The sequence below is a fragment of the Mesorhizobium sp. P2_A12 genome (genome assembly GCF_056405075.1).
This window is the reverse complement of record NZ_JBFUCU010000001.1, coordinates 133,836-147,087: the sequence shown is the minus strand read 5'-3', so window position 1 is coordinate 147,087 and position 13,252 is coordinate 133,836. Positions and strand designations below refer to the sequence as shown.

At 64.1% G+C, this 13,252-nt stretch carries 14 protein-coding genes; 8 read left to right on the top strand and 6 right to left on the bottom strand.

Annotation, left to right across the window (positions count from 1 at the left end; all coding sequences use genetic code 11):
• Nucleotides 1-174: 174 nt before the first annotated feature.
• Nucleotides 175-891, bottom strand: a complete 717-nt coding sequence (rph, locus tag AC1DZU_RS00680; RefSeq protein ID WP_095083768.1) for a ribonuclease PH — start codon at nt 889-891, stop codon at nt 175-177.
• A 178-nt stretch (nt 892-1,069) separates the two neighbouring features.
• Here rph and hrcA point away from each other — a divergent pair, with 178 nt between their 5' ends.
• The 6 genes from hrcA (at nt 1,070) to AC1DZU_RS00650 (ending at nt 6,770) form a co-directional block, all read left to right on the top strand.
• Nucleotides 1,070-2,155 (top strand): heat-inducible transcriptional repressor HrcA, encoded by a 1,086-nt coding sequence (gene hrcA / locus AC1DZU_RS00675; protein WP_477280810.1) that lies wholly within the window; start codon nt 1,070-1,072, stop codon nt 2,153-2,155.
• Between the two features lie 23 nt (nt 2,156-2,178).
• Nucleotides 2,179-2,376 carry a hypothetical protein gene (locus AC1DZU_RS00670; protein WP_095084361.1) on the top strand — a complete coding sequence of 66 codons (198 nt, stop codon included), beginning with the start codon at nt 2,179-2,181 and terminating at the stop codon, nt 2,374-2,376.
• Nucleotides 2,377-2,468: 92 nt separating this feature from the next.
• Nucleotides 2,469-3,839 carry a PQQ-dependent sugar dehydrogenase gene (locus AC1DZU_RS00665; RefSeq protein ID WP_477280808.1) on the top strand — a complete coding sequence of 457 codons (1,371 nt, stop codon included), beginning with the start codon at nt 2,469-2,471 and terminating at the stop codon, nt 3,837-3,839.
• Between the two features lie 114 nt (nt 3,840-3,953).
• Entirely contained in the window at nt 3,954-4,571 is a 618-nt protein-coding gene (locus AC1DZU_RS00660; RefSeq protein ID WP_477280806.1) for a LysE family translocator, read from the top strand.
• Nucleotides 4,572-4,768: 197 nt separating this feature from the next.
• Nucleotides 4,769-5,749: a cysteine synthase A gene (gene cysK / locus AC1DZU_RS00655; protein WP_184872824.1), complete on the top strand. Its 981-nt coding sequence runs from the start codon at nt 4,769-4,771 to the stop codon at nt 5,747-5,749.
• Between the two features lie 394 nt (nt 5,750-6,143).
• Nucleotides 6,144-6,770 carry a glutathione S-transferase family protein gene (locus AC1DZU_RS00650; protein ID WP_477280803.1) on the top strand — a complete coding sequence of 209 codons (627 nt, stop codon included), beginning with the start codon at nt 6,144-6,146 and terminating at the stop codon, nt 6,768-6,770.
• 20 nt (nt 6,771-6,790) lie between these two features.
• Here AC1DZU_RS00650 and AC1DZU_RS00645 read toward each other — a convergent pair whose 3' ends face one another.
• The 5 genes from AC1DZU_RS00645 to AC1DZU_RS00625 all read right to left on the bottom strand — a co-directional run bounded on the left by AC1DZU_RS00645 (nt 6,791) and on the right by AC1DZU_RS00625 (nt 9,789).
• Nucleotides 6,791-8,038: an RNA polymerase sigma factor gene (locus AC1DZU_RS00645; protein ID WP_477280801.1), complete on the bottom strand. Its 1,248-nt coding sequence runs from the start codon at nt 8,036-8,038 to the stop codon at nt 6,791-6,793.
• Complete coding sequence (locus AC1DZU_RS00640) at nt 8,035-8,409, bottom strand: YciI family protein (RefSeq protein WP_184873322.1); 375 nt, start codon at nt 8,407-8,409, stop codon at nt 8,035-8,037. The genes AC1DZU_RS00645 and AC1DZU_RS00640 overlap by 4 nt, the downstream gene beginning before the upstream one ends.
• A 206-nt stretch (nt 8,410-8,615) precedes the next feature.
• Entirely contained in the window at nt 8,616-9,089 is a 474-nt protein-coding gene (locus AC1DZU_RS00635; protein WP_477280799.1) for a thiol-disulfide oxidoreductase DCC family protein, read from the bottom strand.
• 179 nt (nt 9,090-9,268) lie between these two features.
• The gene (locus tag AC1DZU_RS00630; RefSeq protein WP_095083793.1) at nt 9,269-9,409 is read right to left on the bottom strand and encodes a hypothetical protein; all 141 of its coding nucleotides are present in this window, start codon (nt 9,407-9,409) and stop codon (nt 9,269-9,271) included.
• 110 nt (nt 9,410-9,519) lie between these two features.
• On the bottom strand, nt 9,520-9,789 hold the full coding sequence (locus AC1DZU_RS00625) for a hypothetical protein (protein WP_477280796.1): 270 nt from the start codon (nt 9,787-9,789) through the stop codon (nt 9,520-9,522).
• Between AC1DZU_RS00625 and ku the strand changes: the two genes are divergently transcribed.
• A complete protein-coding gene (gene ku, locus AC1DZU_RS00620; RefSeq protein ID WP_477280794.1) occupies nt 9,788-10,660 on the top strand; it encodes a non-homologous end joining protein Ku in 873 nt (290 codons plus the stop codon). The two genes, AC1DZU_RS00625 and ku, sit on opposite strands and share 2 nt — an antisense overlap.
• A 13-nt stretch (nt 10,661-10,673) precedes the next feature.
• On the top strand, nt 10,674-13,223 hold the full coding sequence (ligD, locus tag AC1DZU_RS00615) for a DNA ligase D (RefSeq protein ID WP_477280792.1): 2,550 nt from the start codon (nt 10,674-10,676) through the stop codon (nt 13,221-13,223).
• Nucleotides 13,224-13,252 lie beyond the last annotated feature (29 nt).

The window sequence follows — 13,252 nt, the reverse complement described above, 5'->3', positions numbered from 1 at the left end:
GGGCATCTCCCCCGCAAGGGGGGAGATTGGAAGCGTGAACGCCGGCTCACAGCTTGCAACGTTGGTGGTTGGCGAAACCCAAGGCCACAGCCGATCTCCCCCCTTGCGGGGGAGATGGCCGGCAGGCCAGAGGGGGGTGGGAAGGATCGCCAACCTCATCAATACAAACCAGGCCTAAACCACCGCCATCTGCTGCAGGCTGACCAGGCGCTGGATGCCTTTCTTGGCCAGGCCCATCAGGTCGGCGAACTGGTCCTCGGAAAAGGGCTCGCCCTCGGCGGTGCCCTGGATCTCGACGATGCCGCCCTTGCCGGTCATGACGAAGTTGGCGTCGGTGCCGGCCGAGGAATCCTCGAGATAATCGAGGTCGATGACCGGCTGGCCGTCATGGATGCCGCAGGAAATCGCCGCGACATGGTCCTTCAGCACCTTGGCGACGCTGGCCATCTGGCGGGCTTCCATCCAGCGCAGGCAATCATACAGCGCCACCCAGCCGCCGGTGATCGAGGCCGTGCGGGTGCCGCCATCGGCCTGGATGACGTCGCAGTCGACGGTGATCTGCTGCTCGCCCAGCGCCTGCAGGTCGACCACGGCGCGCAAGGAGCGGCCGATCAGCCGCTGTATTTCCAGCGTGCGGCCGCCCTGCTTGCCGGCGGAAGCCTCGCGGCGCATGCGCTCGCCCGTCGAGCGCGGCAGCATGCCGTATTCCGCCGTGACCCAGCCCTTGCCGGAATTGCGCATCCAGCCCGGCACCTTCTCCTCGAGGCTGGCGGTGCACAGGACATGGGTGTCGCCGAACTTCACCAGGCATGAGCCTTCGGCATGCTTGGAGACGCCGCGCTCAAAGGAGATGGCGCGCATTTCGTCGAATTGGCGTTTGGAGGGGCGCATTCAGGCTTCTTTCCCGTCATTTTTCGGATTCTTGGCCGGCTTGTAACCACATGGGGCGCGTGGCGCAAAGGAAAATGGCCGGTGATCTGACTTCAGACAGCCGGGTGATCTGATACAGACACCGGGTTGCGCGGACCATGGTGAAGTCTATATCCTTGGGCCGGAGGTTTTTGGCCTAATGACCAAGGCAGTTGCCGAACCCAGTTTGCTGTCGCCTGCGCTACAGTCGCTCGACATGCGTTCGCGCGACATCTTCCGGCGCATCGTCGATTCCTACCTGAAGGACGGCGAACCCGTGGGATCACGCAGCCTGTCGCGCATCCTGCCGTCCTCACTGTCGCCCGCCACCATCCGCAACGTGATGAGCGACCTCGAGCATCTCGGCCTGATCTATGCCCCCCACATTTCCGCCGGCCGGTTGCCGACGCAGGCCGGTCTGCGCTTCTTCGTCGATGCCTTCATGGAACTCGGCGACCTCTCCGACGAGGAGCGCCGCACCATCGAGGCGCAGGTGCGCGCGTCCGGCTCGGGTGCGACGCTGGAACACATGCTGACCGAGGCCAGCCAGATGCTGTCGGGCATGTCGCGAGGCGCCGGCCTGGTGCTTGCCGCCAAGAACGAGGTGGCGCTGAAGCACATCGAATTCATCCAGCTCGAGCCGACTAAGGCGCTGGCGGTGCTGGTGTCGCAAAACGGCGACGTCGAAAACCGCGTCGTCGAGTTGCCGGCCGGCATTACCGTCTCGCAGTTGCACGAAGCCTCGAACTTCCTCAACGCCCATATTCGCGGCCGCACGCTGGCCGAGGCGCGGATCGAGATTGCCCGCATCAAGGAAGAGACCAAGGCCGCGCTCGACACGCTGTCGCAAGACCTTGTCGAGAAGGGGCTGGCGGTGTGGGCCGGGGCCGAGAGCGGCCTGCCGGCGCGGCTGATCGTGCGTGGCCGCGCCAACCTGCTCGAAAACGTCACCGCCCAGGCCGACATCGAACTGTTGCGCCATCTGTTCGAGGACATGGAGACGCAGGACGGGCTGATCCAGCTGCTTGACCTTGCCGAACAGGGATCGGGCGTGCGCATCTTCATCGGTTCGGAAAACAAGTTGTTTTCGCTGTCGGGCTCGTCGCTGGTCGTCGCGCCCTATCGCGACAAGGATGCCCGCGTCGTCGGCGCACTCGGCGTCATCGGCCCGACCCGGCTCAATTATGCCCGCATCGTCCCGATGGTCGACTATACGGCGCAGCTTATTTCCCGCATGCTGCGTTGAACTGGGTAACCGAGGAGACGACCATGGCGCTCGAAGAATTCAAGGCCCGGATCAGCCTGTTGCTCGAGGAAATGGTCAACCAGCCCGAGGACCAGCACGAAATCCAGGAGCAGTTGCGTGAGAAACTGCAGGAAATGCGCGCCATGGGCCTGCCGCTGCCGGCCGATCTCGTCGCACTGGAAAAACGCCTCGACGACGATTTCTACGCTGCTGGCACCTGAGGCTGGAGACCGTTTCACCTCACCTCATCGTGTGAGGCGGAACCGAGGAACAAACAGGCCGTTGATTCCTTCGCGACAAGGTGGAGGGCAAAATGATCCGATTGGCCGGACTGGCGTTTCCCGCCGCACTGTTTCTCACGACCGCGGTATTGGCCCAGCAGGCGGAGCAGCCGGTGCTGAGGGGTGCGGCCGCCTTCGGCGACTGGCGTGCCGACAGGCCTGGGGTGCGCCGCCTGATCAAGCCGCAAGACCTCCCTAGGCCTTACGTCACCAAATCCGCCTCGAACGGCGCCGGTCTCGCCGACAGGCCGGCAGACGCCGAGCCGAAATTGCCGCCGGGCTTTTCGGCCGAGTTGATCGCGTCGGGCATCGACAATCCGCGCGTCGTGCGCACCGCGCCGAATGGTGACCTGTTCGTCGCCGACAGCGAAGCCAACCAGATTCGCGTCTATCGCCTTGCCGAGGGCAGCGCGAAGCCGGCGAAGGACAGCATCTTTGCCGGCGATCTCAGCCAGCCATACGGCATCGCCTTCTACCCGCCAGGCAACGACCCGCAATGGGTCTATGTCGCCAACAGCGACAGCATCGTGCGCTTTGCCTACCACAATGGTGACCTGAAGGCGGCCAGTGATCCGGAAACCATCGTCGACAACATCCCTGCCAATCATCACTGGACCCGCGACATCGTCTTCTCGCCGGACGGCAAGACGCTCTATCTGTCGGTCGGCTCGGGATCGAACGTCGCCGAGAACATGGCAAAGGAGCCGGATGGCGGCCTCGACGCCTGGACGAAGTCGCAGCCGCTGGGTGCTGCTTGGGGGTCCGAGGACGGCCGTGCCGACGTGCTGGCCTTCGACCCCGACGGCAAGAATGGCCGCATCGTCGCCACCGGCTTGCGCAACTGTTCGGGCATGACGGTCCAGCCGACGACCGGGGCGCTGTGGTGCGTCGTCAACGAGCGCGATGCGCTTGGCGATAATGTGCCGTCCGAATACGCGACTGTGGTCAAGGACGGCGCCTTCTATGGCTGGCCCTGGTACTACATCGGCAACAACGCGGATCCGCGCCACAAGGGCGAGCGCCCCGATCTTGCCGGCAAGGTGACCATTCCCGATGTGCTGATGCAGGCGCACTCGGCGCCGCTCAACATTACCTTCTACGATGGAAAGGCCTTGCCCGCCGAGTCCGGTTTTCCGGCCGAGTACAGAGGCGATGCTTTCGTGGCCCTGCACGGTTCATGGAATCGCGGCAACCGAACCGGATACAAGGTGGTGAGATTGCTGTTCAAAGACGGCAAGCCGACCGGCGAGTACGAGGACTTCATCACCGGCTTCGTCGTCTCCAACGGCGAGGTGTGGGGACGACCGGTCGGCGTCGCGGTGGCCCGCGACGGTGCGCTGATCGTGACCGAGGACGGCAACGGCACCATCTGGCGCGTCACCTATAGTGGCGGCCGTTCCTGACGGCGTGGTCGCACGCCGGCGTGGTGCAATCGAATCCGGCTTCAGGGAATTCCGTTCGCCTAGCCCTGTGCCATAGGTACCCGACACAACAGCGTCGCGCGAAAGGCCGCAACCATGACCCTTACCGGCTTCCTCGCCTACAGTGCCGCCCTCGGAATCGCCGCCGCCATTCCCGGCCCCGGCGTCACGGCGCTCGTCGCGCGGGCGCTCGGCTCCGGCTTCCGCTCGTCGCTGGCCATGTCCTTTGGCCTGATGCTTGGCGACCTCACCTATCTGACCGCCGTGGTGCTGGGCCTCGCCTTCGTCGCGCAGACCTTCGGCATGGTGTTTCTGGTCATCAAATGGCTTGGCGTCGCCTACCTTGCCTTCCTCGGCTGGCGCTTCTGGACCAGCGGCATCACGCCCGAGACGGTCGAGGCGAAGAAGGGCAAGGGCGGGCTGGTTTCGAGCTTCCTCGCCGGCCTCACCGTCACGCTCGGCAATCCGAAGACGATGATCTTCTACCTCGCGATCACGCCGACCATCGTCGACCTGAAGACCATCACGCTGGTCGACTACGGCATACTGGTCGCGCTGACGATCGTCGTGCTTTTGGTGGTGCTGGTGCCCTATCTGGCGCTGGCGGCCAAGGCGCGCTGGTTCCTGAAATCGCCGCGCGCGCTCAAGGCGCTGAACCGCACCGCCGCCGGCTTCATGGTCGGCGCCGCGGCGGCGATTGCCACCCGTCAGTAGGCCCCTTTCGGCCAAATCATTCCAGGGACAGGCTCTTCCGGGGAACGCTTTTCCGGGAGCCCGATGTTTTAGACATGGGTCCCACTCGATATTTTCGACCGACAGTCTATCTTGCGCGACCGAAGGTCCTATCTTGCCGGTTGCATTGCCACTTGCCTGAAGCCCTCCATTTGCCTGAAGTTCTGGGAGCGAGACCAATGAACAAGCCCGTCACCCCTGCCCGCGTGCCCGGTCGCGGCCGCGTCTACGATTCCATCACCGACACGATCGGTGACACGCCGCTGGTGCGGCTCGACAAATTCGCCAAGGAAAAGGGCATCGTCGCCAATCTCATCGCCAAGCTCGAATTCTTCAATCCGATCGCCTCGGTCAAGGATCGCATCGGCGTGGCGATGATCGAGGCGCTGGAGGCCGCCGGCAAGATTTCTCCCGGGAAGACCACGCTGATCGAGCCGACCTCCGGCAACACCGGCATCGCACTAGCTTTCGCCGCGGCCGCCAAGGGCTACAAGCTGATCCTGACGATGCCGGAGACGATGTCGATCGAGCGCAGGAAAATGCTGGCGCTGCTCGGCGCCGAGCTGGTGCTGACCGAAGGTCCCAAAGGCATGAAGGGCGCCATCGCCAAGGCCGATGAGCTGGCGGCGACGATCCCCAATGCGATCATCCCGCAGCAGTTCGAAAACCCCGCCAACCCGGAGATCCATCGCACGACGACGGCCGAGGAAATCTGGAACGATACGCATGGCGAGGTCGATATCTTCGTCGCCGGCATCGGCACCGGCGGCACCATCACCGGCGTTGGCCAGGTGCTGAAGAAGCGCAAGCCCTCGGTGCATGTCGTTGCCGTCGAGCCGGAATCCTCACCGGTGCTGTCGGGTGGCCAGCCCGGCCCGCACAAGATCCAGGGCATCGGCGCCGGATTTGCGCCAAAGATCCTCGACACCACGATCTATGACGAGATCGTCAAGGTCTCGAACGAGGATTCGGTCGCCAATGCCCGCCTCGTCGCCCGCCTCGAAGGCGTGCCGGTCGGCATCTCGTCGGGCGCCGCCTTGCAGGCGGCAATCGTGGTCGGCTCGCGGCCGGAGAACAAGGGCAAGAACCTGGTGGTGGTCATCCCGTCCTTCGCCGAACGCTATCTATCGACCATCCTGTTCGAGGGGTTGGGGGCTTAGGGTCTCGACGGCGGAGGTTGACCGCCGCACTCCTCCCTTCGTCATCCTAGGGCGGAGCGACGCGAAGCGGCGCGCAGACCCTGGGATCCATGCCGCGACGGCGGCCGGGGAATGCGGCGGTGCAAGGATGAGGGCCATCCGCACCGTCGCGACGCTGAAACGTCATGGCATGGATCCTCGGGTCTGCGCTGCGTCGCTTCGCTCCTTGTTCCGTGGATGACGAAGCGAGGGCTAATCAACAATCTCGCAGCTCGGTTGACGACGCTTCAACGAGCGGTCGCAGCTCGCTGGCCCCCGAAAAAACCGCCCGTGGCGGCAGGCACCGACTTGAGCAGAACCTGCTTCCCGTGCAAATCGTCACCGGCCTGCTTTACGCAGGCCGGTGAGAAATTTCATGTACAAGCTCTATACCCGTCCGGGCAGCGGCGGCTTCGTCGTCGAGGCCGCGCTGGCGCTGGCGAACGCGCCGTTCGAGCAGATCGACATGCCGAAGACGGACCGGCCCGATCCGGCATTTGTCGACATCAGTCCCCTGAACCAGGTTCCGGTGCTGACCTTGCCGGACGGCCGCTCGATGACCGAATCGGCGGCGATCTGCATCCTGCTTGCCGAGCGTCACCCCGATGCCGGCCTGGCGCCGGCGGTCGACGCGCCGGCCCGCGCTGACTTCCTGCGCTGGATGGCCTTCATGTCGTCCGTGCTCTATCCGGCAATCCTGCGGCTCTACTACGCCCATCGCTACACGACCGATGCCGAAGGCACGAAGGCCGTCAAGCAAGCGGCCATCGCCGAAATGGATCGCGGCTTCGCCGTCCTCGATGCGGCGCTCAAGGGCCGCGACTGGCTGGTCGGCGACCGCATGTCGGTGGCCGACATCTACCTCGTCATGCTGGTGGCCTGGCATCCCGACGCCGACAAGGCGCGAACGGCGTGGCCGAATGTGGAACGCTTGTGGGCCGGGCTGCGCGAACATCCGCTGATCAAGACGCTAAACACGGCACATGAGATGTGGCCGGCCTGAACGACTGCCGACGGCGAGGCTTAGTGTCTGAGGGCTGCCCGTTTTCCCTGCAGGAACCGGCGCACCGCCGGGTCGCGCTCAAGGCCGATCGCCCGGTCATAGGCCTCGATCGCCTGCGGCACCTGACCGAGCCTAGCCAGGAGACCGGCACGCGCCGCCCAATAAGGCTGATAGTCGTTGAGCCGCTTGTCGTCGCCCAGCACATACAGAGCCGCCAGCCCCGCCACAGCGCCTTCAGCCTCCGCGATCGCCACCGCGCGGTTGATCGCCACCACCGGCGATCCGGCGATGACTGACAGCGCATCGTAGAAATTGCGGATCGCGGCCCAGTCGGTCAGGCCGGTCAGCCGTCGCGCAGCATGGACGGATTGTACGGCCGCTTCGAGCTGGTAACGGCCTATGACGCCCATGGCGGCGGCGCGGCGCAGCAGGGATTCCGCTTCCTCGATCAAGACGGCGTCCCATTCAGCGCACTTCTGCTCGGCGAGCGGCACATACTCTCCGACCGCATCGCGCCGCGCCGCGCGGCGTGCCTCGGCAAACAGCATCAGCGAAAGCAGGCCGAGCGCCTCCGGCTCATCCGGCATCAGCGAAGCCACCAGCCGGCCGAGCCAAATGCCTTCGGTCGCCAGATTGCGGCGCTGCGTCTCGGTGCCGGCCGGATCGGACCAACCTTCGGCGAAGGCGGCGTAGATCGCTTCCAGCACCGCGTCCAGCCGCTCGCCGAGTTCGGCCCGTTCAGGCACTCGGAATGGAATGCCGGTTTCCCGGATGCGGGTCTTGGCACGCACCAGGCGTTGGCCCATGGTTGCCGGCGAGACCAGGAAGGCAGAGGCGATGGTAGCGGCGTCCAACCCCAGGACCGTCTGCAGGATCAGCGGTGCGCGCACACCCGATTCGATCGCCGGATGCGCGCAAGCAAACATCAGCCGCAGCCGTTCGTCGGGCAGCTCTTCGTCGGTCATGCGCGCCTCCGCCTCCTCGGCAATCAGCTTGAGATGATCGCGGCCGGCCTCGCTGGTCAGCCGGCGCCGCACCGCATCGACGCGCCGGCGCCTTGCCACGGCCAGCAGCCAGGCTTCCGGCCTTTCAGGCACGCCGGTCCGCGGCCAGCGTTCGAGCGCCTCGGCAAAGGCATCGGCCAGCGCATCCTCGGCAGCAGCCACATCGCGCGTGCGCGCCGCGAGCCAGGCGACCAGCTTGCCGTAGCTCTGCCGGGCGGCGGCCTCGGCGACCGCCCTGGCGGCATCTGACCCGACAGCCTTCATGCAGTGTATGTTGTCATGTATTCGGCCATCGGCCAGATCGGCCGCACTTCCATTGTGCCGGCGCTGGCACCGGGACAGCGTGCCGCCCAAGAAATAGCCGCGTCCATGTCGGGCACCTCGATCAAATAGTAGCCGCCGAGTTGCTCCTTGGTATCGGCATAGGGGCCGTCAATCACATTGGTCTTGCCGTTGGCCACCCGTACGGTGGTTGCTATCTTCGTTGGTTTCAATCGCTCACCGGCCACGAACACACCGGCCTTCTTCATCGCTTCGGTATAGGCGCCATAAGCGGCGCTCATCTGGGTGATCGCCTCCTTGGGCGCGGCCGCCATTCCGGCTTCGCTGGAATAGATAAGAAGCAGATACTGCATGGTCTTCTCCCGTGGTTTCGAGGCCGCGTCATTGCGAGCCGGACGTATGTCGCGCGGCATCGCCCGATTTCGACAGGCTGCGGAAAAAACTTTCGGCTGCGGCGGCTTTTTTCGCAAGCCGCCAACTGTTTTGTGATCGCCCGCACCCATAGAGGTGCCGTAGCCGACAATGAGACGCCTCATTCGCTGCTCCCAGAGCCGCGCTTTCAGCCCAGGAACCGCTCGCGCAGTTCGGCAGGAGGAATGCCGCAACTGTCTTTCCTGCCGAACAGGGCGTAGCGATTTTCGGCGATGCGGTCGTAAAGCCAGTTGCGCAGCGGGCGCGGCAGCAGCAACAGGACCTTGGCCGCCCGCCACGGCCAGCCGAGCTCCGCCATGACGGCAACGAGGCTGTCGAGATGCGTGAAAGCGATGCCGTCTATCAGTACGAGATTGGTCTCGTAGGTATCCGTGCGCAGCGCGTGTTGCCTGAACAACGCTTCGCCGAACGGCGACTGCGCGGTGGCGAAGCGGAAGCGGCTTTGACGGTCGAGCCTGACCACCATGCGCACGAAGCCGGAGCACAGCACGCAGACGCCGTCGAAGACGATCAGCGGATGGCTGCGATCGAGGGGGTCGGAGGGACGGACGGACTTGGGTCGACTTGAATGGGGACGACTTGGATTGGGAAGGTCGGTCACGCGGGCCTCGACTGCTTATGCCCTAGGACATTAAGCCAGCCGGAGGCGGTATCAAAGCCGAGGCGATATCGCACGCCGCCTGTCGGTCAGAGCGGGGCGCTCGGCGCGATAGGTGGTGGCGCGGGATTCGGCGGCCGGCCGGCAGATCCGGCTGTCGTGGCGGCTCTCGAAGGTCATGGTCAGCGCGCGCTCAACGAATTGCCGCGACGGGCGCTGGCCGGGCCGGGGCCGCGCATGTAGTAGCGCTCCGGCCGATAGGTCGGCGCAACGAATTCGCGAATGGCGGCGGCATAGCCGATGAGGTGCGTGAGGAAGTTCATTTTACCTGTCCCTGTCCCAATTTTCGGATGTCCCTTCCGAATTGCGGGCATCATAGCGTCGAGGCGTGAATAGTCGGTGAACACGATGTTAATCTCTGGTCGAAAAGGCCTTAGTTCGTGGCCGGAATGCGGCTGATTCGGGGTCTTTCCGTGTGGTCCGTCGACATTTCTGCTAATGTGACTTTTGCATCACATATGTTTCGTTTGAATGTCGCCTGCGCGCGGTTCTGTTTCAAATCTTGCCGCGCGAGCGAAATTTTCATGCTGGGCGACGCTGCGCCGGAAATCCCAGCCTGGCATGCTGACAGGGATCGGTGACGGAACTGGAACAGGCTCCAGTCGTTCTGGATTTCGAGACCTGTTGCGAAGGGAATTGTCATGGCGCCGCGTCCAGCCTGGAAGGGCTATCTGAAGCTATCGCTGGTCACCTGTGCCGTCGAATTGACCAACGTCGTCACTCACGCCGAGAAGGTCTCGTTCCGGGTGCTGAACCGCAAGACTGGCAACACGGTAAAACGCATCTATGTCGATGCGGAAAGCGGCAAGCCGTTGCGGGAGGGGGACGAGATCAAGGGCTACGAAGTCGACGACGGCGACTTCGTCCGCATCGAGGAAGACGAGATCGAGGCGGTGCAGATCGAGTCGTCGCACACGATGGCGCTCGACGGTTTCGTCGACAAATCCTCGATCCAGCAGATCTATCTCGACACCCCCTACTATGTGACGCCGGCCGACAAGGTGTCGGAAGAGGCATTTGCCGTCATCCGCGATGCGATGGCGGACAAGAAGATGGCGGGGCTGGCGCGCATCGTGCTCTACAGCCGCGAACACCCGGTGGTGATCGAACCGCGCGGCATGGGCATGGTGCTGACGACGCTGCGCTACGACGACACGGTGCGCGAACCGGACACTGTCTTCGGCGACATCAAGGACGCGAAGAGCGACCAGGAGATGACCGATCTGGCCGAACGGATCATCGACAAGAAGAAGGCGAAGTTCGATCCCTCGCAGTTCGAGGACAAATACGAGAACGCGCTGCTGGAGCTGATCCGCGCCAGGAAGGCCGGCAGGAAGGCGCCAAAGGCCAAGGCGGAGCCCAAGCCCTCCAACGTCGTCAATCTGTTCGACGCGCTGAAGAAGAGCCTGTCTTCGGATGCCGGCGCTTCGGAGGCTTCCGCGCCGGCAAAAGCAAAACCGGCGGCCAAACGCAGCAAGCCGAAAGCCGGCGCGTCCAAGCGCAAATCGGCCTGAGGATCAGAGACAGATGGCCAGCCTCGAACAGTATCATTCCAAGCGCGATTTCAAGAAGACGTCCGAGCCGGCCGGCAAGGTCGCGCGCGGCGAGAACGGCAAGGCGGGCGGCATTTTCGTCATCCATAAGCATGCGGCGACACGGCTGCATTACGACCTTCGCCTGGAGCATGACGGCGTGCTGTGGAGCTGGGCGGTGACGCGCGGCCCGAGCCTCGACCCGCATGAGAAGCGGCTGGCCGTGCATGTCGAGGACCATCCGATCGACTATGCACCATTCGAGGGCACCATTCCCAAGGGCGAATATGGCGGCGGGTCGGTGATCGTCTGGGACGAGGGTACCTGGGTTCCCGAAATCGACGCGGCCAAGGCGATGAAGAAGGGCCATATCAGTTTCGAACTGAAAGGCCACAAGCTGCATGGTCTCTGGCATCTGGTGCGGCTGAAGCCGCGCGCGGGCGAAAAGCGCGAGAACTGGCTGCTGATCAAATCGGACGATGCCGCGGCGCGCCCTGGCGAGGACATTCTGAAAGAGGCGCCGGAATCGGTGAAGTCGGGCCTGACGATCGAGGAAGTCGGCCAAGGCAAGGCGGCCAAGGGCAAGAAGCCTGATGTCTGGCATTCCAACAAGCGGGCCGCAGGCAAGGCAAAGACCGGCAGGCGCCTGGACTTTGTCGAACCGCAGCTTGCGACGCTGGAGCGGGACGCACCGCCGGGCAAGGACTGGCTGCACGAGGTCAAGTTCGACGGCTATCGCATGCAGGCGCAGATTGCCGGCACGGAGGTGCGGCTGCTCACCCGCACCGGCCTCGACTGGACGGAAAAGTTCGGCGACGAAATTGCCGCGGAACTCGCCGGACTGAAATGCAGCGACGCCATCATCGATGGTGAGATTGTCGTGCTGGCCGACAGTGGCGTGTCGTCCTTCGCGCTGCTGCAGGCCGACCTCTCCGCGAAACGGACAGATCGCTTCATCTACTATGTGTTCGACCTGATGCGGCTCGATGGCAAGGATTTGCGCGGCGAGCCGCTGGTCGAGCGCAAGCAGGCCCTGCAGGACCTGCTTGGCAAGCAGCCGGAGAACTCGGCCGTCCGTTTCAGCGACCATTTCGCCGAGCCCGGCAAAATCATGCTGGAACATGCCTGCCGCATGGGGCTGGAAGGCGTCGTCTCCAAGCGCGCCGATGCGCCCTATCGCAGCGGGCGTGGTCCGTCCTGGGTGAAGTCGAAATGCACGGCGCGGCAGGAATTCGTCATTGGCGGCTATTTGCCGTCGGACAAGACCGGGCGGGGGCTGCGCTCGCTGCTGGTCGGCTATCACGAGAATGGCGAACTGCACTATGCCGGCCGCGTCGGCACCGGCTTCTCGGCCAAGATGGCCACCGACCTGAAGACAAAACTCGATACGCTGAAGGCGGAGCATTCGCCCTTCGACAAGGCCGTGCCGAAAGGCAAGGGCCTGGTCTGGGTGAAGCCCGAACTGGTCGGCGAAGTGGAGTTCCGTAGCTGGACATCCGACCGTATAATACGCCATGCATCGTTCCAGGGATTGCGCGAGGACAAGCCGGCGGAGGAAGTCGTGCAGGAAAAGCCCCAGCCTTCGACAGGGAAGTCTTCGACCGGGGAGGCTTCGACAGGCAAGGCAGGCAAGAGCCCGGCCAAGGCGAAGCCGGTGCCAGGCAGCGCTGGCAAACCTGCCGGAGCGATGACGACCAGCGTAAAGCTTTCCCACCCCGACAAGCTGCTGTGGCCCGAGGAAAAGATTTCCAAGCAGGGCCTGCTCGACCACTACGCGTTGGTGTGGCCGCGCATGGAACAGTTCATCGTCAACCGACCGCTCAGCCTGGTCAGGGCGCCGGACGGCGTCGGCGGCCCGCGCTTCTTCCAGAAACATGCTTCGGCCGGCATGAGCGACAAGATTGCCCGGATGAAGGACCCGACGGACGGCGAGGAGATCCTGTTCATCCGCGATTTCGACGGCGTCGCAGCGCTCGTCCAGTACGGCGTGGTCGAGATCCACATCTGGGGCTGCACCGTCGATGCGCTCGAACAGCCGGACCAGATCATCTTCGATCTCGATCCCGATGAAGGCGTCGAAGTCAAGGCGGTGCGCGAGGCCGCACTCGATATCAGAGGCAAGCTCGACGAGCTGTCGCTGCCGAATTTCGTCAAGACGTCGGGCGGTAAGGGCTACCACGTCGTGATGCCGCTGAAACCATCGGCCGATTGGGAAGCGGTGAAGACCTTTTCCCATGATTTTGCCAAGGCGCTGGAACAGGCCTCGCCCGACCGCTACACGGCGACGCTGTCGAAAAAGGCGCGCATGGGAAAGATCTTCGTCGACTATCTGCGCAATGGCCGGGGCTCGACCACGGTCGCGCCCTATTCATCACGCGCCAAGAAGGGCGCCACCGTGTCGATGCCGGTGACCTGGGCCGAGATCGAGGCGGGACTGGCGCCGAACGCTTTCCCGGTCGGCGACAAGACGACGCTGAAGCAGCTGGCCGAAGTCGATCCGTGGGCGGATTTCTTCGGGCAGGGGAAGGTGCTGAGGCGGGGTTGATATCTCCATCCGTTCGTCATCCTAGGGCA

Coding starts and splice junctions, on each gene's coding strand:
- rph (WP_095083768.1), bottom strand. CDS start 891: ATGCGCCCCTCCAAACGCCAATTCGACGAAATGCGCGCCATCTCCTTT.
- hrcA (WP_477280810.1), top strand. CDS start 1,070: ATGACCAAGGCAGTTGCCGAACCCAGTTTGCTGTCGCCTGCGCTACAG.
- AC1DZU_RS00670 (WP_095084361.1), top strand. CDS start 2,179: ATGGCGCTCGAAGAATTCAAGGCCCGGATCAGCCTGTTGCTCGAGGAA.
- AC1DZU_RS00665 (WP_477280808.1), top strand. CDS start 2,469: ATGATCCGATTGGCCGGACTGGCGTTTCCCGCCGCACTGTTTCTCACG.
- AC1DZU_RS00660 (WP_477280806.1), top strand. CDS start 3,954: ATGACCCTTACCGGCTTCCTCGCCTACAGTGCCGCCCTCGGAATCGCC.
- cysK (WP_184872824.1), top strand. CDS start 4,769: ATGAACAAGCCCGTCACCCCTGCCCGCGTGCCCGGTCGCGGCCGCGTC.
- AC1DZU_RS00650 (WP_477280803.1), top strand. CDS start 6,144: ATGTACAAGCTCTATACCCGTCCGGGCAGCGGCGGCTTCGTCGTCGAG.
- AC1DZU_RS00645 (WP_477280801.1), bottom strand. CDS start 8,038: ATGAAGGCTGTCGGGTCAGATGCCGCCAGGGCGGTCGCCGAGGCCGCC.
- AC1DZU_RS00640 (WP_184873322.1), bottom strand. CDS start 8,409: ATGCAGTATCTGCTTCTTATCTATTCCAGCGAAGCCGGAATGGCGGCC.
- AC1DZU_RS00630 (WP_095083793.1), bottom strand. CDS start 9,409: ATGAACTTCCTCACGCACCTCATCGGCTATGCCGCCGCCATTCGCGAA.
- ku (WP_477280794.1), top strand. CDS start 9,788: ATGGCGCCGCGTCCAGCCTGGAAGGGCTATCTGAAGCTATCGCTGGTC.
- AC1DZU_RS00625 (WP_477280796.1), bottom strand. CDS start 9,789: ATGACAATTCCCTTCGCAACAGGTCTCGAAATCCAGAACGACTGGAGC.
- ligD (WP_477280792.1), top strand. CDS start 10,674: ATGGCCAGCCTCGAACAGTATCATTCCAAGCGCGATTTCAAGAAGACG.